Origin of the sequence: Pontibacter indicus (assembly GCF_900156345.1) — a bacterium.
GTDB lineage: Bacteria > Bacteroidota > Bacteroidia > Cytophagales > Hymenobacteraceae > Pontibacter > Pontibacter indicus.
Genome location: NZ_FTPP01000002.1, coordinates 1,314,845 through 1,336,981 on the forward strand (window position 1 = coordinate 1,314,845; position 22,137 = coordinate 1,336,981).

19 protein-coding genes are annotated in these 22,137 nt (G+C 48.9%); 12 read left to right on the top strand and 7 right to left on the bottom strand.

Going from position 1 to position 22,137, the window contains the following annotated elements; all coding sequences use genetic code 11:
• Positions 1–21 precede the first annotated feature (21 nt).
• Complete coding sequence (locus B0B12_RS20370; RefSeq protein WP_170871869.1) at positions 22–198, top strand: hypothetical protein; 177 nt, start codon at positions 22–24, stop codon at positions 196–198.
• 30 nt (positions 199–228) lie between these two features.
• On the opposite strand, the gene B0B12_RS20375 is transcribed toward B0B12_RS20370, so the two are convergent.
• Positions 229–447 (bottom strand): hypothetical protein, encoded by a 219-nt coding sequence (locus B0B12_RS20375; protein WP_170871870.1) that lies wholly within the window; start codon positions 445–447, stop codon positions 229–231.
• A 107-nt stretch (positions 448–554) separates the two neighbouring features.
• The gene (gene priA / locus B0B12_RS14575) at positions 555–3,086 is read right to left on the bottom strand and encodes a replication restart helicase PriA (protein WP_076670067.1); all 2,532 of its coding nucleotides are present in this window, start codon (positions 3,084–3,086) and stop codon (positions 555–557) included.
• 337 nt (positions 3,087–3,423) lie between these two features.
• Here priA and B0B12_RS14580 point away from each other — a divergent pair, with 337 nt between their 5' ends.
• Positions 3,424–3,816 carry a hypothetical protein gene (locus tag B0B12_RS14580; protein WP_076670388.1) on the top strand — a complete coding sequence of 131 codons (393 nt, stop codon included), beginning with the start codon at positions 3,424–3,426 and terminating at the stop codon, positions 3,814–3,816.
• A gap of 39 nt (positions 3,817–3,855) precedes the next feature.
• Here B0B12_RS14580 and B0B12_RS14585 read toward each other — a convergent pair whose 3' ends face one another.
• The 5 genes from B0B12_RS14585 to rpsF form a co-directional block, all read right to left on the bottom strand.
• Entirely contained in the window at positions 3,856–5,922 is a 2,067-nt protein-coding gene (locus tag B0B12_RS14585) for a thioredoxin domain-containing protein (RefSeq protein WP_076670391.1), read from the bottom strand.
• Between the two features lie 114 nt (positions 5,923–6,036).
• Complete coding sequence (locus tag B0B12_RS14590) at positions 6,037–7,017, bottom strand: GSCFA domain-containing protein (protein ID WP_076670070.1); 981 nt, start codon at positions 7,015–7,017, stop codon at positions 6,037–6,039.
• 349 nt (positions 7,018–7,366) lie between these two features.
• A complete protein-coding gene (gene rplI, locus B0B12_RS14595; RefSeq protein WP_076670072.1) occupies positions 7,367–7,810 on the bottom strand; it encodes a 50S ribosomal protein L9 in 444 nt (147 codons plus the stop codon).
• Positions 7,811–7,823: 13 nt separating this feature from the next.
• Complete coding sequence (gene rpsR, locus B0B12_RS14600; RefSeq protein WP_068838643.1) at positions 7,824–8,075, bottom strand: 30S ribosomal protein S18; 252 nt, start codon at positions 8,073–8,075, stop codon at positions 7,824–7,826.
• Positions 8,075–8,443: a 30S ribosomal protein S6 gene (gene rpsF, locus B0B12_RS14605; protein ID WP_076670074.1), complete on the bottom strand. Its 369-nt coding sequence runs from the start codon at positions 8,441–8,443 to the stop codon at positions 8,075–8,077. Before rpsF ends, rpsR begins: the two co-directional genes overlap by 1 nt.
• A 612-nt stretch (positions 8,444–9,055) precedes the next feature.
• Between rpsF and B0B12_RS14610 the strand changes: the two genes are divergently transcribed.
• The 10 genes from B0B12_RS14610 to cyoE are packed head-to-tail and all read left to right on the top strand — an operon-like array spanning position 9,056 to position 22,135.
• Entirely contained in the window at positions 9,056–10,288 is a 1,233-nt protein-coding gene (locus B0B12_RS14610; RefSeq protein WP_083704220.1) for a c-type cytochrome, read from the top strand.
• Between the two features lie 39 nt (positions 10,289–10,327).
• Positions 10,328–13,330 carry a TAT-variant-translocated molybdopterin oxidoreductase gene (locus tag B0B12_RS14615; RefSeq protein ID WP_076670077.1) on the top strand — a complete coding sequence of 1,001 codons (3,003 nt, stop codon included), beginning with the start codon at positions 10,328–10,330 and terminating at the stop codon, positions 13,328–13,330.
• A 20-nt stretch (positions 13,331–13,350) separates the two neighbouring features.
• Entirely contained in the window at positions 13,351–14,769 is a 1,419-nt protein-coding gene (gene nrfD / locus B0B12_RS14620) for an NrfD/PsrC family molybdoenzyme membrane anchor subunit (protein WP_076670079.1), read from the top strand.
• 2 nt (positions 14,770–14,771) lie between these two features.
• Entirely contained in the window at positions 14,772–15,296 is a 525-nt protein-coding gene (locus tag B0B12_RS14625) for a DUF3341 domain-containing protein (protein ID WP_076670082.1), read from the top strand.
• Positions 15,296–15,919, top strand: a complete 624-nt coding sequence (locus B0B12_RS14630) for a c-type cytochrome (RefSeq protein WP_076670084.1) — start codon at positions 15,296–15,298, stop codon at positions 15,917–15,919. Before B0B12_RS14625 ends, B0B12_RS14630 begins: the two co-directional genes overlap by 1 nt.
• Positions 15,920–15,945: 26 nt before the next feature.
• Positions 15,946–17,232, top strand: coding sequence for a quinol:cytochrome C oxidoreductase (locus B0B12_RS14635; RefSeq protein WP_076670087.1), 1,287 nt, complete (start codon positions 15,946–15,948; stop codon positions 17,230–17,232).
• Positions 17,233–17,253: 21 nt separating this feature from the next.
• Positions 17,254–18,312 (top strand): cytochrome c oxidase subunit II, encoded by a 1,059-nt coding sequence (locus B0B12_RS14640; RefSeq protein ID WP_076670089.1) that lies wholly within the window; start codon positions 17,254–17,256, stop codon positions 18,310–18,312.
• An 18-nt stretch (positions 18,313–18,330) separates the two neighbouring features.
• A complete protein-coding gene (locus B0B12_RS14645) occupies positions 18,331–20,157 on the top strand; it encodes a cytochrome c oxidase subunit I (RefSeq protein WP_076670091.1) in 1,827 nt (608 codons plus the stop codon).
• Between the two features lie 5 nt (positions 20,158–20,162).
• Positions 20,163–21,239, top strand: coding sequence for a COX15/CtaA family protein (locus tag B0B12_RS14650; protein WP_076670094.1), 1,077 nt, complete (start codon positions 20,163–20,165; stop codon positions 21,237–21,239).
• Positions 21,239–22,135 carry a heme o synthase gene (gene cyoE / locus B0B12_RS14655; RefSeq protein ID WP_076670097.1) on the top strand — a complete coding sequence of 299 codons (897 nt, stop codon included), beginning with the start codon at positions 21,239–21,241 and terminating at the stop codon, positions 22,133–22,135. The genes B0B12_RS14650 and cyoE overlap by 1 nt, the downstream gene beginning before the upstream one ends.
• The last annotated feature ends 2 nt before the right edge of the window (positions 22,136–22,137 follow it).

The following is a 22,137-nucleotide window of genomic DNA, read 5'->3' on the forward strand; positions in this document are numbered from 1 at the left end:
TTTGTACCGAAACAGACACATATGCAGAACCGACGACTATTTAGAATATTGCTCACCATTGCCTGCTTTGTATTTGCAGGTCTGAAAGGCTGGCAGATCATGCAGGGAGATTACGAATGGGTAGATGTCTTTTTCCTGATTGTGTTCTTGGTCTTCGGTATTATGTACGTGGTACTCTTGAAGAAAAACAAGACCTAGGAATAGGATAAAAAGAGAAAAACCTGAAAGTTATAAAATATCTCTAAAGACATTCCAAACTTTCAGGCTTTCAACTTTTAGCCAAAGGTACTCATTATACGGGCCTGTTTTTGACAGGGTTACGGCTGTTCCGTAATTTTGTAATATTTTTTCAGATGCTTCGGTGAGCAGTGAGTTCTGGAAAAGAAAATTGTACTGATTTTTATATTCGTTACCTAAGAGACATAAGGCTGCTGCTAGTCCATTCATATCTCATCACCATCAGCAAGGTACGGGGAAGTATGGGCTAGTCTACTGCTATGCATGCTAGGTGAAACTTCCATACCTTCAAAAACCAAAATTAAGCTAGTATCTAATCAAGCCGGATCCACATCCGCCACTACCCGAACTCCCTTAAAATCAGGTAACAGGTATAGCTGCTGAATTACCTTGGCAATCGCCTGCTTAGCGGCTCGTAAGTTCACGTTTTCCCGTGGGAGCTTCACGTGGATCTCATTGAGGAAAAGATTCCGGATCTTGAAAATGTACGGCACTTCTGGGCCTAGCACCAACTGCGAACCCAACTGGTCCGTTAGGTCCTTGGCGAGTACAATAGCAGCATTTTCTGACACCTTCTCGTCAGGGTGCTTTACCGTGATGCGGATCATGCGCGTGAAAGGAGGGTAGCCGAAGCGCATACGCTCTTCGATCTCGTGCTCGTAGAGCGAAGTATAATCGTTGCTGTGCACTTTGCGGAAAATCGGCTGCAGCGGGTCGCGGGTCTGGATCAGGACCGTGCCGGGTTTTCCTTTGCGGCCGGCGCGGCCGCTTACCTGCACAAACAGCTGGTAGGCCCGCTCGTGCGCCCGAAAATCAGGGAAGTGGATGATGCTGTCGGCATTGAGTATACCTACCAGGCTCACATTCTCAAAGTCTAGGCCCTTGGTCACCATTTGCGTACCGATTAGTACATTCGTTTTGCCGCTCTCAAAGTCGGCGATGATTTGCTGGTAGCTGTTTTTCTTCTTGGTGGTGTCCAGGTCCATGCGCTGCACCTCAGCGTTGGGCAGCATTAACTTCAAGTCGTCTTCTACCTTTTCAGTACCGAAGCCCATGCTTCGGAGCGTGGTGGCGCCACAGGCCGGACAATCGTGCGGCATGCGCTCGTGGTAGCCGCAGTAGTGGCAACGGAGTTCGTTGTTATACTTGTGGTAGGAGAGGCTCACGGCGCAATGCTGGCACTTCGGAATCCAGGAGCACTCGTCACAGCTGATGAAGGGCGCGTAGCCGCGGCGGTTCTGAAACAGGATCACCTGTTCGTGCCGCGCCAGCCGCTCTTCTATGGCGGTGACCAGTCTGCCCGAAAAGTGGCTGTGCATGTTCTTGCGCTGCTGCTCTTCCCGCACATTGATCAGTTCAATATCCGGTAATTGGGCATCCCCAAAACGTTTGTGCATGTTCACCAGACCCCAGCGACCGGTTTTGCAGTTGTAATAGGTCTCGATAGAAGGGGTGGCCGAACCGAGCAGCGTCTTGGCGCCCTGCAAATGCGCCATCATCAAAGCTGTTTCGCGGGCATTATACCTGGGGGCCGGGTCGTACTGCTTGTAGCTGGGCTCGTGCTCTTCGTCGACAATGATCAGCGAGAGATTGTGAAAGGGCAGGAACACTGCCGAACGCACCCCCACCACCATCTGGAAACGACCCGACAACACGCCCTGCCATACCTCCGCACGCTCATTGTCGGAGAATTTGGAGTGGTAGATGCCCAACTTGTCACCGAACACCTTCATCAGGCGTGTCACGATCTGAGCCGTCAGCGCAATTTCTGGCAGCAGGTATAGCACCTGGCCACCGGCCTCCAAAGCATGCTTAATCAGGTCGATATACACTTCGGTTTTGCCACTGCCCGTCACGCCGTGCAGCAGCACGGTGTCTTTCTCTTTAAAGAGGCCCAGTATCTCATCCTTTGCCTGTTCCTGGTGCTCCGACAGCTTCATGGGCTGCAGCGGCACGGTGTTATCGACAGGAAAACGGGAAATGATCTGGTCAAATTGCTCAAACACCCCTTTCTTGATCAGCGAGTCGATGGACGACTTGGAAAGGTGCGGGTTATTGGCCAGCACGCTCTTTTCTATACCTGCTGCGTTGAGGTGGATGTTCTGGTGCACCGGCACCTTTTGGAGGTAATTGAGCAGAATGTCGAGTTGCTTGGGTTTGGCGGCCAGCTGGTTGAAGAGCTCCTCCAGCATACCTTCCTCCTGCACAAAATGCTCGGTCAGGCGGATCTTCTTCACCACCTTGGGTGAGAAGCGGTCACTCACCTGCTCGAATATGATGATCGCCTCTTTCTGAATCAGCGATTTGATGTACTTGTGGTAACTCTTGACCTGCAATAGGTTGCCTACCTCGGTAAAGGTCAGGGCCGGATTCTGCTCCAGCGCATAGATGATCTTCGCCTCCTGTGCAGCCAATGGAATATCGTCTTCTTCCGGATTAAAATGCGGATGCAGCTGTATGCGCGACTCGCTGCTGAGCTTGAGCGCGGAGGGCAGGGCCGCGTTGATCACCTCCCCGATGGTGCACATGTAGTAGTCGGCAATCCAGCGGAAGAGCCTGAGTTGCGGGGCGGTGACGATCGGTTTGTCGTCGAGCACATCCATAATATACTTGGCCTGGTAGTCAGCGGGGGCGTTTTCGTGTATGTCGGCTACGATGCAGCTGAGCACCCGCTTGGCACCGAACTGCACAATTACCCGTGCGCCCACCAGCACCTCGTCGTTCATCTCGAAGGGGATACGGTAGGTATAGAGCTTGGGCAGCGGCAGTGGCAGAATCACGTCGGCAAAAAGGGTGACGCGGTCCACGGCCGGCTCCGGCGGGTAATTGAAATTGAGTAGTTCGGACAAAGGTGCAGATATAGGTTGTCTTGCAAATGTCGCAAAAAAGCATGTAAATCCCGAAGGTATAGCCCTACCTGTTGTCTACCTTTCTCTTTAATGTATAGCTATACCTGTCGTGCATCACTACCCGTCTCAAAATGAGCCCAAGTCTTTGAATAGGTATAGCACCGCACGCATACCTGTGCTTTGTGTTTGTATTCTCAGGCGTTTTCTCATTTTCTTCTTAATATTGATTGCCAGTCGGTTGCAGGTTGGGAAAGAGCATGAAGACAATTTGATGGATGTGCCTGGACGTGGTTGTATCAGCGAAGCGCTGTGCATCAAAAGAAAACAAGACGTTTTTATGAAGACTACCACTATGATCGCAATTGCCCGGGTGCTACTTGGGGCCATCTTCACCTTCGCCGGGCTCAACGGCTTCCTCTATCTGTTGGGCATCGAACCCATCGGTGCCACCTCGCTGCACGTGCCTTTCATGCAGGTGCTGGTAAGCACGCCTTTTGTATTTGTACCTTTGAAAACGCTGGAGCTTGTGGCAGGTATAATGCTGCTGACAAACCGCTTTGTGTTGCTGGCCCTGCTCATTTTGCTGCCGATCGGGACCAATATCCTGTTATTTCACCTCTTTGCTGACCCATCGCTTCTGGTCAATGGCATCGTGGTAATGGTTCTCCTCGGGCTGCTGCTGTTCCACTACAGAAAGCACTATGCCGGACTATTGGTAAGCAAGTTGTAGGTATAGCCATTGCTTCTGAGGGCAGGTATGACGGCGGGACTAGAGTGCCGGAAATTTCTGATTCCCGCTATTGCCGTTCTGCAACTGCTCCAGTGCTTCTGCCGCAGTATGTACCGGTAGCTGACAGGTCTTGTTGTAACACACATACACGGTCGTTTTCCCGTCGATGGCGCTGCGATCTTTCAGCAGCGGTAAATCGCTTCGGTTCTCGGTGCCGGCCAGCAGCATGTTCGGGATATAGAAAGAGCTGAGTTCTGAGCGCATTTCCGGTGCCTGGTGCCCCACAATAGCCACTTCTGCCGTCGGTTGCAATCGGTCGTAATACAGACTGGCCCAATTGCCCATGTGCCCCGGCTCTTTCACAACTAATTCTTTTACTTGCGCAAGCATCGCATCAGCCAGTTGCTGGTAATGCTCCTCGTCGAAGTAAAGCCCCAGCAGGTATAGATTCGTAGCCATTACCGAGTTGGAAGAAGGAATCACATTATCAAGCAGCTCTTTCTTGCGGGCCACCAGCTTTTCGGCGTTCTGGTCTGTGAAGTAGAACAACTGCTCCTGCTCGTCGAAGAAATTAGCTAAGGTATAGTCTGTCAGTTTTTTGGCCTCCTGCAGGTATTTTTCGTCGAAGGTAATTTCGTATACCCGGATCAGAGCACCGATCAGCAAAGCGTAGTCTTCCAGAAAACCATTAACCGAGGCTTTCCCATTTTTGTAGGTATGGAGCAGCCCCTCGCCCTGTTTAAAGTGCCGGAGGATGAAATCCGCATGGCGGACGGTCAGGTGCAGGAAGTGCTTGTTGCCAAAGGTATAATAGGCGTCGGCCAGCCCCTTGAGCATGATGGCGTTCCAGGAGCAGAGGATCTTGTCATCCAGGCCTGGGCGGACGCGCTGTGATCTCACCTCCATCAGCTTCTCTTTCCAGGTTTTGACCATCTCTTCCAGCACCTCCAGTTCCAGTTCGTTTTCTTTGGCAAAATGCGCGTCGCTGATGCGGCGGTGCAGGATGTTTTGGCCATGCTCAAAATTGCCGGTTGTGGTCGCGTGGTAATATTTCGACAGGATGGGTTCTTCTGCTTCGAACAGGTCCTGCAGCTCCTGGCGGGTGAAGGTATAGAACTTGCCTTCCACACCTTCGCTGTCCGCGTCGAGCGACGAGTAAAAGCCGCCCTCCTCACTCATCAGCTCGCGTTCTGCAAAGGCAATCGTTTCATATACCACATCCTTGTAAAGGGGCTCCTTGGTGAGCAGGTAGGCTTCGGCATACAGACTGATCAGCTGCCCATTGTCATAGAGCATCTTTTCGAAGTGGGGCACCAGCCATTTCGCATCGACGGAGTAACGGGCAAATCCGCCACCGATCTGGTCGTAGATGCCGCCATAGGCCATCTCGTGGAGCGTGTGGTTGAGGTGCTGCAGGGCAGCGGGATTTTCTGTATGCGCGTAATACCGCAGCAAGAACAACAAGTTGGCCGGCATCACGAATTTGGGGGCGGAGCCAAAGCCACCGTGTTTTTTGTCGAACTGCCGGGCTAAATTCTTGTAGAGCTCTTCAAACTCTTCTTCGCTCACGCCCGTCCGAGACTGCGACAAACCGAATCTTTTCAGCTCGCTCTGGTTGAGATGCTGCACGAACTGCTCTGCTGAGCGGTCGAGTTCCTGCCGGTCTTTCCTATAGGCCTCCGCAATATTGAGCAGCAGATTGACCCACTGCTGGGGCGTAAAGTAGGTTCCGCCGTAAAAAGGTTTGGCATCCGGGTTCAGGAAAACGTTCAGGGGCCAACCGCCCTGCATACCTATAGCCTGCAGCGCGTCCATGTGTATAGCATCCACATCCGGACGCTCTTCCCGGTCTACCTTGATACACACAAAGTGCTCGTTCATCACGCGGGCAATTTTCTCGTTTTCAAAAGACTGATGCGCCATGACGTGACACCAATGGCAGGCCGCATAGCCGATGCTTACCAGAATGGGCTTGTCTTCTTGCTTTGCTTTCTGCAAGGCTTCTTCCCCCCATGGGTACCAGTCCACGGGGTTGTAGGCATGTTGCAGCAGGTAAGGACTGCTTTCGTGTATCAGCTTGTTCGGACTTTTCTCTTTCTGGGCCATTGTCATCGTTTTGCAGGCTTTTGGCATTCTATACCTACGGGCAAGGCCGGCAAAAGTATGTTAAAGACGCAGAAGGGCGCTGTAAGGGCAGGAGGCAGGCTGTATACCTGAAAGCTACCGAACCAGCTGTTGCTTCAGGGCATTTTCCTCTTCAGTAACATCCAGCTTATACCTGGCGGAAAGCTCAAGGAGCTGCTGAAGCGTGGCTGTTAAGAAAGTCTGATGCGCTTCGGACTCGGGATGAAAGGGTCGGTGAGCGATGGCTCGCCGCATTTTCTCCCACGCTTTCAGAAAGCTTCTAAAATGCTCACTCAGGTATGCGTTCGCAAATTTATCCCAGATGTAGTCTTCAGCCACCTCCGTTGGGTGCACCATGTCCCGGCCGTAGAAGCGGTAATCGCGTAGGTCGTCCATCATAAGCTCAAAGGCAGGAAAATAGTGCGCCTGCTTGTTGCTAACCATGATTTCGTGACAAAGGAGCCGCAGGATGGATTTGCTAACGCTGTTCACTTCGATCGTCTCTTTGATGTGGCGGACCGGGCTCACCGTAAGCATCACCTGCAACGCGGGGTTGAATTGCCAGAGTGTTTCGAGGGTTTGCTGCATGTCAGTAAGCAGGGTGCCGAAGGGGAGAAGTTCGCGACTGAACTGGCGGGCGGGTAGCTTATGGCAATTGGCCACCACCTCGCCGGAGTGCTGCAAGCGGTAGCCCACCGCCGTACCAAGCGTTATGATCAGCAAACTGGCTTGTTGCAGGGTATGGCGGGTCAAAGCTAGCCGCTCTTCGATTTGCAGCAGTAAGGTGTCGCGCGAAGGGGAGGAGAGGGAGGAGTGGAGGTCGTAGGCATACCAAATGCCCTGATGCTGCACCAGGTTGTCTGCAATGGAGTGTGGCCCGCTGATGGAGGCCCGCAGCAGTTTGCTTACGGAGAGCGGGTTGAAGATCGTCCCGAACGGATTGACAACTACCTTCGCCTTATTCTTCTGTAGCCTGCGCCCGATCACCTCGGCAAAACAGGAGCCCATCGTCAACACGCCGCTCGACAAGCCCAGGTCGAGGCCACTGGCAGGTATGTGCAGTTCAGTCCGGAACATAGGTATAGGGTTAGCAGGATGAGGAAAATTTTGACAAAGGACAAAAGACTAGCCATAATAAACAACTGTTCATACCATTGGCATGGCAGCTTGTTTGGACAGGCCATATACTGCAGTATGGGCTACATACATGATATCCGGCAACTGCTGCAGGTATAGCGCGTGTTTTGCTGCAGTATGAGGGGGTGCAAGCCGATGTATCTGGTACCTTTCACCCAGCTCCTTTGTCCTTTGTCGAAAGATCATTTGTCTCAAGACAAGGTATAGCGCAAATTAACCAGAGACGGGGAATAAAAAAAGCGCCCTGCTTTTGGGGCAGGGCGCTCTGTATGCTTGGCAGCGGCTGAAATTACTCAGCTACTACGTTGAAGCGGATCTGGTGCTTCACTTCTTTGTGCAGGTTCAGCGTGGCAGTGTACTCACCAGCTGTTTTCACATCCTGATCGAAAGAAATGCGCTTGCGGTCTACATCGTGACCTTTCGCCTTCAAGGCCTCAGAAATCTGGTTAGTTGTAACAGAACCGAAGATCTTGCCGGTCTCACCTACTTTAGTAGGGATTTCCAGTGTGATGTCGCCGATCTTGTTAGCCAGATCCTGCGCATCGTTCTGGATTTTCTCCAGTTTGTGGGCAGCCTGACGGATGTTCTCAGCTACGATCTTCTTGTTTGTTTTGTCAGCCAATACTGCCAGACCCTGTGGGATCAGGTAGTTACGGCCATAACCTGGCTTTACAGTAACGATATCGTTTTTGTAACCCAGGAATTTAACGTCATCTTTAAGTATTACTTCCATGTTCGTTACCTCCTTATTTTAAAGAATCAGTTACATAAGGTAAAATAGCCAGGTGACGTGCGCGGGCAACAGCCTGGGCAACTTTACGCTGAAACTTCAGGCTAGTGCCTGTCAATCTTCTTGGAAGGATCTTGCCTTGCTCGTTTACAAACTTAAGCAGGAAGTTGCCATCCTTATAGTCGATATACTTGATACCGCTCTTTTTGAAGCGGCAGTATTTCTGACGATTTTCTTGCTTGTGTACTCTTTCGTTAACTAGGCTCATTATGCTTTAACCTCCTCTTTTTTAGCCTGTGATTTGAATTCACCTTTTCTTCTGCGCTCGTTGTAAGCAACTGCGTGCTTGTCAAGTGCCGTTGTCAGGAAGCGAACAACTTTTTCGTCGCGGCGATAAGCCAGCTCAAGCACATCAATTACAGTAGATGGAGCCTTAAACTCGATGAGGTGGTAGAAACCAGTTGATTTCTTCTGGATTGGGTAAGCAAGCTTACGCAGACCCCAGTTCTCTTCGTGGATAATGTCGGCGCTATTTTCCTTAAGCACCTGTCTGAACTTCTCGACCGTTTCCTGCATCTGCGTCTCGTTCAACAGAGGCGTCAGAATGAAGACCGTTTCGTAATTTTTTAATTCCATTTGGTTATGAGAATTTTTTTGATTTAGCGTGCAAATATACGGCAATGATTCTGTAATCCAAAAACTTGCACTAAAATAAATATGGCATCACACAGCATACCGACTGTATCGCGCTACCCTTCGAATTGCACCTGGCATGCGATAACACCAGATGATGGAAGCGTTTCTGAATAAAACTACTCCTATATATATACTATAAAGTATGTAAAGGCTCGGAAGAAAAGGAGCCAAAGACCGAAATCGAATTCTAAAAATTATTGGAAGCTAACGACAACAAAACCAGTGCTTTATAAGTTCAAGTGTTGGTGTGCCTGAATTAGCATTATAAGCTAGGTGAAACTGGATAATTTTGTGCAGAAAACAGGACAAAACGTAAGGCTTATTTAGAATAATTTTAAATAAAATTGCCCATTCTATTAAGATAATGCAGAAAATGGTCCTAAAGTGATTGTACTTAAGGGGATATTGTGTATAGGGGTAAAAATAAGCACATAATATTTGATTAATGGGTTTCAGGTAGTAGATTTGTGCCCGTAAAGTAAATTCACCATTATACTAAACACAAGCGTCCTGGCTATGATTAGCTGTATACAAAGAGCAAAAACCAAATTCTTGATTGCCTTCTTGTTTGCCTTGGCGGCCTCTTTCGGGGTGTCGACCACTGGGTATGCGCAAGGCGCAAGTCTGCCTGTTGATGATGCAGGTATTGTAAGTGCGGGCGAGTCCCTGTACAAGAACAACTGCGTGGTTTGCCACTCTGTGGGAAGCGATGTAGTGGTTGGTCCTGGTATGAAAGGCGTGAACGAGCGTAGAACGCAACCATGGCTGCTTAGCTGGATCAAAAACTCGCAAGCTCTGATCGCTTCCGGAGACAAAGATGCTGTAGCTATCTACAACCAGTTCAACAAGCAGGCGATGCCATCTTTCGCTTTCTCTGACGAGGAGATTGTATCTATCCTGACATACATCAAGTCTGCTGAGTCTGCTGCCGCCGAGGCGCCAGCCGACGGTGCTGCTACTGCTGCTGCCCCAGGTGAGAATGTTGGAACAGATGCTGTTGGTGCAGTTGGAGGCTACCTCGATATTATTCTGGTGGTGCTGATCGTAGTGCTGATTGTGCTGGTTGTGACGCTTTTGCTGATCACGTCCGTTCTGAAAAACTACCTGAACAAGAACAAGCAACTGGACGAGTACGATGCTGAGATTGTAAACCAGCGCTTCGACTTCTCCAAAATATATAAGTCTAAGGCCGTTCGCACCCTGGTTGTTCTGATCTTTGTGGTTGTGTTGATCGACCTGACACTGGACAAAGCCATGGGTGTCGGTATACAGCAAGGCTACGCTCCAACACAGCCTATTGCTTTCTCGCACAAACTGCACGCTGGTGAGCACCAGATCGACTGTAACTACTGCCACACAACAGTATACGAGAGCAAGAGCGCCAGCATTCCTTCGGCTAACATCTGTATGAACTGCCACAGCCAGATCAAAGCAGAGTCGCCCGAGATTCAAAAGATTTACAAAGCCATTGAGCGCAATAAGCCAATTGAGTGGGTGCGTATCCACAACCTGCCTGACCTGGCTTACTTCAACCACGCACAGCACACGCAGGTGGGTGGCGTAGAGTGCCAGACCTGCCACGGTCCTATCCAGGAAATGGAAGTGGTGTACCAGTACTCTCCGCTCACAATGGGCTGGTGTATCGACTGTCACCGCGAAACTCCTCTTAACACAGAAGGAAATGCCTATTATGACAACCTGGTGAAACTGCACGAGTCGACTACGAAGAGTGCCTTCACAGTGTCATCAAACGGTGGTGCAGAGTGTTCTAAGTGCCACTACTAATCAGCTAAAAATTAAGGGTTCGAGTTTTCTAGATATAACATGCAAGACAGAATAAAATACTGGAAAGGAATAGAGGAGCTTGAGAATACTCCTGAATTCGCGAAACATGCTCATAATGAGTTTCCAGAATTCCTGCCGATAAACGAAGCCAAAGGTGAGAGCGCATCCACAGGATTGGCAGCTCCCCGAAGAGACTTCTTGAAACTGTTGGGCTTTGGTCTGGCTGCCGCTACACTGGCTTCATGCGAGGCCCCTGTAAGAAAGGCCATCCCATACCTGAACAAGCCAGTTGATGTAGAGCCAGGCGTAGCGAACTGGTACGCTTCTACATATTACAACAATGGCGACTTCAACAGCATTCTGGTTAAGACGCGTGAAGGTCGTCCGATTAAAGTAGAGCCAAACCCAAGCTCTACGCTTACTCCAATGGGTACGAGCCCAAAGGCACAGGCCTCTATTCTGAGCCTGTACGATAACAACAGACTTCGTACACCGCTTATTAAAGGCAAAGAAGCGAAGTGGGAGCAGGTTGACAGCGAGGTTCGCGCAGCCCTTTCAAGAGTAAACGGCAAAGTAGCCTTTGTTTCTTCTACTGTTATCAGCCCTTCAACCAAGCAGCTGATCAACGAGTTTGGAGCTAGAGTGGGCAGCTTTGAGCACGTAACCTACGATCCGAACTCGGCCTCTGCCCTGATCGGTGCCAATGGCGGCGTGGTGCCAGGATATGATTTCAGCAAAGCCAACATTATTGTGAGCATCAGCGCTGACTTCCTGGGTACGTGGATTGCTCCGGTTCCATTCGCAAAGCAGTACATCCAGAACAGAAAGATTACGGCTGAGAACTCGAACATGTCACGCCACTACCAGTTTGAGACAATTATGTCGCTTACAGGTGCCAATGCGGACGTTCGTGTGCCAATTAAGCCTTCCGAAGAACTGGCAATCGCGACAGCGATTTACAATGGTCTATCAGGACAGGGTGTGAATGCCCCTGCCAATGTTGACAAGAAATCACTGGAGAACGCCATCCGTGACCTGCGTGCTAACAACGGCCGTGCTCTGGTAGTTTCCGGTTCAAATGATCCTGCTGTACAAACACTGGTAACAGCTATTAACAAAACGATCGGAGCAGAGGGTGTTACGATTGACACTGCTTCTCCCTATCTGGTAAAGCAGGGCAATGATGCCCAGATGCTGCGTCTGATCGAGGAAATGAACAATGGCAGCGTAGGCGCCGTGTTCTTCTACAATTCCAACCCTGTTTACGACCACCCATTAGCCGACCGCGTGAAGACTGGTCTGGCGAAAGTGGGTCTTAAAGTTTCTTTTGCCGATAGAGTAGAGGAGACAGCTGCGCTTGCAGACTACGTGGCACCAGACAGCCACTACCTCGAGTCTTGGAACGACTTCGAGCCGAAGAGAGGCTTCCTGAGCCTGGCACAGCCAGTGATCAGCCCAATCTTCATGACACGTCAGGCACAGGACAGCTTGCTGGCCTGGAGCGGTAACAAAACAACTTTTTACGATTACATCCGCAATAACTGGCGTAAAGGCGCAGCAGGAACGGATGCGCAGTGGGAGAAAGTAGTACACGATGGCGTGTTGGAGAACGGAACCAGCATGCTGGCCCTAAGCCCAGCTACAGCCAGCGCTATGACGGCAGCTCATGCAGCAGGCAGAAAACCAAGAGCGGCCGCTAGCGGTAGCATTGAGGCCGTCGTTTACGAGAAAGTAGCTATCGGCACAGGCTCTGAGTCCAACAACCCATGGTTGCAGGAAATGCCTGACCCGATCACAAAAGCAACCTGGGACAACTACATCACCATGCCACGCAAAATGGCAGAGGAGATGGGCGTTGCACAAGGCAATGTGATCAAAGTAACTTATGCGAATGGCAAGTCCCTTGAGCTTCCAGCGCTGGTTCAACCAGGACAGGCACAGGGCACGGTAGGTATAGCCATGGGCTACGGCCGTGAGCTGGACTCTATGCCGACTGCAAAAGGACGTGGCGCCAATGCCTTCCCGGTTGCAACTGTAGCTGACAACAGCATCCTGTTTGCAGGTGCCGTACAGTTAGAGAAAACAGGTTCGACAGTTGAGATTGCCCAGACACAAACGCACCATACTATTATGGACCGTATTGTGGTACAGGAAAACACGCTGGCAAACTACAAGGAGAATCCGAAGGAAGTAACGAAGTACGTTAAAATCGCCACCCACGAAGGTCCTGCCAAGCCATCTGCCATCTCACTTTGGGACGACTACGAGTACAAGAACCACCACTGGGGTATGGTCATTGACCTGAACTCATGTATTGGTTGTGGTGCCTGTACGGTAAGCTGCCAAGCAGAGAACAACATCCCGGTTGTAGGTAAGGAAGAAGTACTGATGCGTCGTGAGATGCACTGGATGCGCATCGACCGTTACTACAGCGCCGTAGAGCATGAGCCGAAAGATTACAAAACGATGGAAGATCCTGCGGAGAATCCAAGCGTAATCTTCCAGCCAATGCTTTGCCAGCACTGTAACCACGCGCCGTGCGAGACTGTTTGTCCGGTTGCCGCTACTATGCACAGCTCAGAAGGCCTTAACCAAATGGCTTACAACCGCTGCGTAGGTACACGCTACTGCGCTAACAACTGCCCTTACAAAGTGCGTCGTTTCAACTGGTTCGCTTACGCTAACAACGACAAGTTCGACTTCAACATGAACAACGACCTTGGCAAGATGGTGTTGAACCCGGATGTGACGGTTCGTTCAAGAGGTGTGATGGAGAAATGCTCTTTCTGCGTACAGCGTATACAGTTAGGTAAACTGGAAGCTAAGCGTGAGAGCAGAAGACCGGTTGATGGTGAGATCGTGACAGCCTGTGCGCAGTCATGCCCAACAGATGCCATCATCTTCGGTGATATGCTGGATCCGGAAAGCCGCATTTCAAAGACCCTCGCACGTGAGAAAGGTGAGAGAGCCTTCCACGTACTGGAGGAAATGAACGCGCAGCCGAACGTGACATACCTGACAAAAATTAGAAACTTAGCTTAATTTATAAATTAGATAGCGCTATGCAGCACGTATCTCCGATAAGAGAGCCTCTGGTAACGGGGGGGAAAACATACCACGATGTCACTGAAGATGTCTGCAGACAAGTGGAGGCCAAGCCCAACGCACGTTGGGCCGCCGCCTTTGCTGTATCTCTGGTAGGTCTGGCTATTTTCTTTTACTCAGTATACCGCACACTTTGGTTCGGTATTGGTGAGTGGGGACTTAATAAAACTGTAGGTTGGGCATGGGACATCACCAACTTCGTATGGTGGGTAGGTATCGGTCACGCCGGTACGCTAATCTCCGCGATCCTTCTCCTGTTCCGTCAGAAATGGAGAACTTCCATTAACCGCGCAGCCGAGGCGATGACGATCTTCGCCGTAATTTGCGCCGCGATGTTCCCGGTTCTGCACATGGGCCGTCCTTGGCTGGCATACTGGGTACTCCCACTGCCAAACACATTCGGTTCACTTTGGGTTAACTTCAACTCACCACTTCTCTGGGACGTATTTGCGATCTCAACTTACTTCTCTGTATCGCTCGTTTTCTGGTACATCGGTCTGATTCCAGACTTCGCCACCATCCGTGACAGAGCAACTGGCCCAATCGCCCGCAGAGCTTACTCCATACTTTCCATGGGCTGGACTGGCTCCGCAAAAGCATGGTCTCGTCATGAAACTGTGTCCTTGATCCTTGCTGGTCTTTGTACGCCGCTGGTACTTTCTGTACACACGATCGTATCCATGGACTTTGCAACGTCTGTTATCCCAGGCTGGCACACAACCATCTTCCCTCCATACTTCGTGGCAGGTGCAATCTTCTCAGGTTTCGCAATGGTTCTTACGCTGATGATTATCACACGTAAGACGTTCAAGTTGGAAGATTACATCACGCTGGAGCACGTAGAGTCCATGAATAAGGTAATTATCCTGACAGGTTCTATCGTGGGTGTGGCTTATATTACAGAGTTCTTCATCGCTTGGTACTCCGGTGTGGAATATGAGCAGTACGCTTTCATCAACCGCGCAACCGGACCTTACTGGTGGGCTTACTGGTCGATGATGACGTGTAACGTAATCACGCCACAGCTCTTCTGGTTCAGAAGCATCAGAAGAAGCCTTACTGCTACCTTCATCATCTCTATCTTCGTGAACATCGGTATGTGGTTCGAGCGTTTCGTAATTATCGTAACCTCCCTTCACAGAGACTTCCTTCCATCTTCATGGGTGATGTTCTCTCCAACCATCATCGACATCGGAGTATATGTAGGTACGATTGGTTTGTTCTTCACACTCTTCCTGTTGTTCTGTAAGTTCTTCCCAGTAATCAACATGTTCGAGGTGAAATCAATTCTGAAGTCTTCATCCGAAGTGAAGCACCATCCGAATGGTGCAATGCACGGTACTAACAAGGATTCGCACACTAATACACATCCATAGCAATGACTAAAAAATTCGTTCTAGGTATCTACGATGATGAGGATGTCCTGCTGCAGGCCATCGAGAACGTCCGGGCTGCCGGTACTAAAATTTACGAAGTTTTTTCGCCATACCCGATTCACGGTATCGATGATGTATTAGGTGTTAAGCGTTCAAGACTTCCAATTGTAGCCTTCTTCTGCGGTCTGTTCGGAATGTCCTTCGCGCTCTGGATGCAGATCTGGATGCTTGGTTTCGACTGGCCCATGATCATCGGTGGTAAGCCGCACATCGCCTTACCAGCATTCATCCCTGTAACATTCGAGCTAACTGTACTGTGCGCCGCATTCGGTATGGTGATCACTTTCTTTATTGTTACTAGACTGAGACCTTCCTTAAAGGTGAATGTTTTTGACAAGCGCTCAACAGATGACAAGTATGTGATGGCGATAGAGGTGAAAGAAGGTGTGACTGATATCTCAGCCCTTAACAACCTGCTTCGTTCAAACGGTGCTATCGAAGTAAATGAGAAGGAGGTAATCAAATAATGAAAGGTCTACTAAATTTAGGTATCAAAGCCTCTGCCGTATTATTTTCAGGCGCCATGCTGGTAGCCTGTAGCAACGAGAAAGATCCGGGTCTGGAATATGCTCCAGACATGTATCACTCTGTTCCGTTGGATCCTTATTCTCAGGTAAAGGAAAATCTCTATAACCCAGGCGGCATGAACATGCGTGAGCCTGCACCGGGTACAGTTGCCCGTGGCAAGATGGGTTATAACATGTATCTCTCCAAAGACGAAGCTGAAGTAGCCGGTGTGGAGTTGAAAAACCCACTGGAGAAGAATGAGCTTAATCTGGCTGAAGGACAGTTACTGTATACCAGATTCTGCTCTCCTTGCCATGGTGACCAAGGCGATGGACAAGGTCTTGTAGGACAGAAGTTCAAAGGCGTTCCATCTTATTCTGCAGGCCGCGTTGCTACGCTTCCTGAAGGACACATCTACCACGTTATCACCAACGGACGTGGTCGTATGTTGCCACACGGCTCACAGGTTAACCCAACGGAGCGCTGGAAAATTGTGATGTATGTGCAACAGCTTCAGGGTGGCGATGTGCCAGCTCCTGCCGCGGCAGATTCAACAGCAACAGGTACTACACCTACTAACTAAGTCTAAGGCATAATATCAAAAGGATAATGACAGAAGAAAGACTCATCATTTCCAGAAAAACGAACAACAAGTTTTTCTTGATGATAGCTATAGGTGTTGTATTGCTTATAGCAGGTATAATCATAGCTGCGATGAGCGGTGGTCACCAGGCCGAAGGGCATGGTGAAGCAGCCGCCGCAGGACACGAAGCAGCTCATTGGACCAAAAGGCTCTACATGAACCTTTGGCTGAATAACGTTTATTTTACAGGTATCGCGCTGATTGGCGTATTTTTCGTAGCCGTGCAATATGTGGCCTACGCAGGATGGTCAGTACTAATCAAGCGTATACCTGAGGCAATGGGCTACTACCTTCCGATCGGTGGTGCTGTAATGCTGATCACATTCCTTTTAGGTGGTCATGACATCTTCCACTGGACGCACGATTACCTGTACAACCAATTCCTGGAAGACGGTGTGACTCCAAACCCTCAGTACGACCCAATCATTGCCGGTAAGGCGCCATACCTGAACTTCTGGTTCTTCCTGATCAGAATGGTTGCTTACTTCGTGCTGTGGATCCTGTTCTTCAACTGGTTGAGAAGAAACTCTCTTAATGAAGACTTGCAGGGAGGTACGAACTATTACCACAAGAGCATCAGAATTTCTGCCATGTTCCTGGTAGTATTCGGTGTGACTTCTTCTACTTCTGCCTGGGACTGGGTGCTTTCTATTGACACGCACTGGTTCTCAACCATGTTTGGCTGGTACGTATTCGCTAGCTGGTGGGTATCTGGCCTGGCGGTAATCACGTTGGCTGTAATCATCCTGAAGCAGAACGGCTACCTGAAAATGGTAAATGCGAACCACCTGCACGACTTAGGTAAATTTGTATTCGCCTTCTCCATCTTCTGGACCTACGTTTGGTTCTCTCAGTTCATGCTGATCTGGTACGCTAACATTCCGGAAGAGTCGATTTACTTCATCGAGCGTCTGGGTGGTAATGGCGGTCACTTCAAATGGATCTTCTTTACAAATCTGCTGATTAACTTTGCCTTCCCTTTCCTTGTTCTGATGACAAGAGATGCAAAACGTCAGATGATTATGTTGAAAATCGTTACAATCGCAATTCTGATTGGCCATTGGCTGGACTTCTATCTGATGATGATGCCGGGTACAATGCGTACAGATGCAGGTATCGGATTTATTGAAATTGGCACCACCTTGATCTTCCTGGGAGTATTCCTGATTACATTCACAAAGGGCCTGACAAAAGCCTCACTTGTGCCAGTAAATCACCCTTTCCTGGAGGAGAGTGTTCACCATCATGTTTAGTCATACTAAAAACATTATACAATGATTACGTTAGCCATAGGTTTATCCATCGTCCTGTTACTAGTTATACTGTTCCTGTTATTCAGGATCGGTACACTAGCCTCTATCTTCAGAGGATCTTCACAGCGCGCTGTTGGAACCACTAAAACAAGTAACAAAGTAAACAGCATCTTGATGCTCCTCTTCCTGATCGTAGGAGGAGCCATCTTTGCCTGGTCCTTTGCAGATGCATGGGACGACATGAACCAACCTGTTGCCTCTGTGCACGGCGGTTGGACGGATAGTCTGTTCTGGACTACCATGATTGTGATCGGTATTGTGTTTGTGATCACGCAGATCCTGCTTTTCTGGTATTCTTACAAGTATCAGCATAAAGACGAAAAGCGTGCTTATTACTACCCGCACAATAACAAACTGGAGATTGTTTGGACAATGATCCCAGCTGTTGTAATGGCGCTGTTGGTATTTGCAGGATGGCAAACATGGTCTAATATTACGAGTGCGGCACCTTCAGACGCAGTTGTGGTTGAAGTGATGGGCAAGCAGTTCAGCTGGCTTGTACGTTACCCTGGACCGGACGGGAAACTGGGTGAGGCAAACGTAAACCTGATCGATGCTACAAACGAAATTGGTGTCGACTTCAGTGATCCAAACGCCATGGACGACTTTATGCCACGTGAGATTCACGTACCAAAAGGTAAGCCTGTGCTTTTGAAAATTCGTTCACGTGACGTTATCCACAGTGTTTTCCTGCCACATTTCCGTGTGAAAATGGATGCTGTGCCAGGTATGCCAACCAAATTCTGGTTTGTGCCTACTAAAACTACTGAGGAAGTGCGCACTGAAACGGGCAACCCTGACTTCAACTTCGAACTGGCTTGTACTGAAATCTGCGGTCGCGGTCACTTTGCGATGCGATTTATCTTAGTTGTTGATGAACCTGAGGAATATGAGGAGTGGTTAGCTTCGCAGACTCCTTTTATCGAGCAGAACCCACAGCTTCTTTCAAAGTTCACCCAGGATTCTAAAGATCAGGTGGTGCTGGAGAAGAGTGCAGAAGAAGTAAAAACAGAGTTGTAGCATTAAAAAATATCAACAATGTCGAGTACAGATATCTCTCTAAATAAAGATGTGCATCACGCTCACGACGAGCATGATCATCATCACGACCAAAACTTCTTTGAGAAGTACATCTTCAGCCAGGACCACAAAGTAATTGCAAAGCAGTTCCTGTTTGCAGGTATCTTTTGGGGCTTTATCGGTGGCTTCCTGTCAATCATCTTCCGTTTGCAACTAGGCTGGCCAGAAGCTACTTTCACTTTCCTGGAGCCAATCCTGGGTGGCTGGATCGTAAATGGTAAACTCGATCCGGAGTTCTACCTGGCGCTTGTAACCATGCACGGTACAATCATGGTGTTCTTTGTATTGACAGCAGGTCTATCAGGTACATTCAGTAACTTCCTGATTCCGCTGCAAATTGGTGCACGTGATATGGCATCAGGTTTCATGAACATGCTTTCTTTTTGGATATTCTTCCTGGCAAGTGTGGTCATGTTCTGGTCACTGTTCCTTGAAACAGGCCCTGCTGGTGGTGGTTGGACAGTATATCCTCCACTAAGTGCATTGCCACAAGCAATATCGGGCTCTAAAGGCGGTATGACAATGTGGTTGATCAGTATGGCTTTGTTTATCGCTTCGCAGTTGTTAGGTGGTGTTAACTATATCACGACTGTTATTAACCTGAGAACAAAAGGTATGTCGATGACAAAGTTGCCATTGACTATCTGGGCCTTCTTCCTGACTGCAATCCTGGGTCTGCTTTCATTCCCGGTTCTTTTGTCAGCTGCCTTGCTTCTGATTTTTGACCGTAGCTTCGGAACCAGCTTCTTCCTTTCTGATATATACATTGCCGGAGAGGCTCTTGCTAACACTGGGGGTAGCGCTATCTTGTTCCAGCACTTGTTCTGGTTCCTGGGTCACCCAGAGGTATACATCGTAATCCTTCCAACATTCGGTATCGTTTCTGAAGTAATCGCTACAAACGCTCGTAAGCCAATCTTCGGTTATAGAGCCATGATCGGTTCAATGCTGGGTATTTCAGTACTGTCGTTCGTTGTGTGGGCTCACCATATGTTCGTGACAGGTATGAACCCATTCCTTGGATCTGTCTTCATGTTCCTGACGCTGATTATTGCAGTACCATCTGCGGTGAAAGTGTTCAACTGGATCGCGACGCTTTGGAGAGGTAACATTCGCTTTACGACAGCAATGTTGTATGCAATTGCTTTCGTATCGTTGTTTATCTCTGGTGGTCTGACAGGTATCATTTTGGGTAACTCAGCGCTGGATATTCAGCTGCATGACACATACTTCGTAATCGCTCACTTCCACCTTGTGATGGGTGCGGCTGCTTTCTTTGGTATGTTCTGCGGTATTTACCACTGGTTCCCTAAGATGTTCGGTCGCATGATGGACGAGAAACTGGGTGCTCTTCACTTCTGGTTGACCTTCCTGTCTGCTTACCTGGTGTTCATGCCAATGCACTACATCGGTATCGCAGGTTTCCCAAGAAGGTATTACTCTTGGACAGGTTTTGATGCCTTCAATACATTCACTGACCTGAACAGCTTTATCAGTATTGCGGCTATCCTTGGTTTCACTGCTCAGTTGATCTTCTTGTTTAACTTTGTGTACAGCATCTTCAAAGGACGTCGTGCTACTGCCAACCCATGGCATTCAAACACACTGGAGTGGACTACTCCGGTTAACCCAGGACACGGTAACTGGCCAGGTGAGATCCCTACAGTTTACAGATGGCCTTACGATTATAGCAAACCAGGCGCTGCTGAGGATTATATCCCACAGAACGTGCCTTACTCTCAGACGCAGTCTTCAAACCTGCCATACGAGAGAGAATTAGAATAGCTTAAATGACAAATAAATCTTTTCCATACAAAAGGTTTAGGAATATTGGAGTACTAACAGTAGTAGCTGTTTACTTCCTAATATTAGTTGGAGGAATCGTGCGAAGCACGGGCTCAGGAATGGGATGTCCGGACTGGCCCAAGTGTTTTGGCAGTTGGGTTCCTCCAACTGATGTTAGCCAGTTACCAGATGATTATCTGGAAGTCTACAAGCATCAGCGAGTAGAGAAAAACCAGAGGCTAGCCGGGCTTCTGGATAAGGTGGGTTTCGATACAGTGGCAGGCGAGTTACGCGATCATCCGTTGCAGCACATTGAAACTGATTTCAATGTGACCAAGACCTGGATAGAGTATATCAACCGCTTGGTAGGCGTGGTAATTGGAATACTGATTTTCCTGACTGTGCTGTATGCTATACCTTATCTTAAATCCGACAAGTCTGTTTTCTACCTCTCGCTGCTGAGTTTTGTGCTGGTGGGTTTTCAAGGTTGGTTAGGCTCCATTGTGGTGTCTACGAATCTGCTCCCGGTTACAATTTCCATACACATGGCGGTTGCGCTTGTGTTGGTCGCCTTACTGCAGTATGTGGTCATTCGGTCGCAGTCTGCTTTTATAACACCACGGTTTGAAGCATCGAAGCAGCTGTTTTTCGTTATCGGTCTGGTAGCAGCCGCTACTTTTGTTCAGATATTGATCGGAACGCAGGTGCGCGAAGAAGTGGATACCGTCGCTTTTGAGATGAATGGAAGTAACAGAGATCTTTGGGTTGACCAGCTTGGGCTGAGTTTTAATATCCACCGCTCTTTCTCCATTCTGTTACTGGCGCTGCATCTTTACATGGCTTATCTGATTTATAAGCTAAAAGACCGCCGGTTGAATATGATGACAAACTGGATGATGGTGTTGCTTGTTGCTGAGATAGCGTTCGGTGTAATTATGGCTTATTTCGCTATACCTGCATTCCTGCAACCGCTGCACCTGACGATCGCTACTTTGCTGTTCGGAGTTCAGTTTCTAATTTTAATTTTTTATTACTACGCCTCTAAAAAGGCGGTCGAAAAACCGGTAGTGGTTCTTAACTAATGATTACAGAAAGGTCAGAATCGGTAGTATCTCTAGTTAGTACAGCGCAAAAAGCGTCAGCATACTTCAAACTCCTGAAGTTCAGACTGAGTTTTACAGTAGCTTTCTCAAGTGCCATTGGTTACATACTAGGACATCCAGGTGGAAGTTGGATAAAGATTGCATTAGTGATGCTGGGTGGCTTAATGGTAACAGGCGCTGCCAACATCGTGAACCAGATACTCGAAAAGGACCTGGATAAACTAATGAAGCGCACGGCAAACAGGCCGCTTCCAACAAGCACACTCAGCGTGATGGAGGCTGCTATATTTGGTGCGCTTATAGGTATAGGTGGACTGCTGCTGCTGGCTACTGTTTTCAACACACTGACTGCAGCCATTGCACTGTTATCACTTATACTTTACGGGTTTATCTATACACCGCTGAAGCGCATCAGTCCGATCAATGTGTTTGTAGGGGCTATACCTGGAGCGCTGCCTCCGCTGATCGGTTGGGTGGCTGCAACAGGGGTTGTAGGAGTAGAGGCCTGGATTCTTTTTGGAATTCAGTTTATCTGGCAGTTTCCGCATTTCTGGGCGATCGCCTGGGTGTTGGACGATGACTACAAAAAGGCTGGATTCAAGATGCTTCCGATGGAAGGAGGCAAAAATCTGAAAACTGCCATCCAGATCATGATCTATACCTTGCTCCTGATTCCATTGAGCTTATTACCCTTGCAGTTCGGGATGACGGGCACAATTTCAGCAATGATCGCTGTGATTTGCGGAGTTTTGTTTTTGGCTCAGACATTTCATCTGATGCGCACTTGTACCAACAAGGCAGCTATGAACATTATGTTTGGGTCCTTTTTGTATTTGCCTATCGTGCAGATCGCGTTTGTTTTAGATAAAATTTAGAA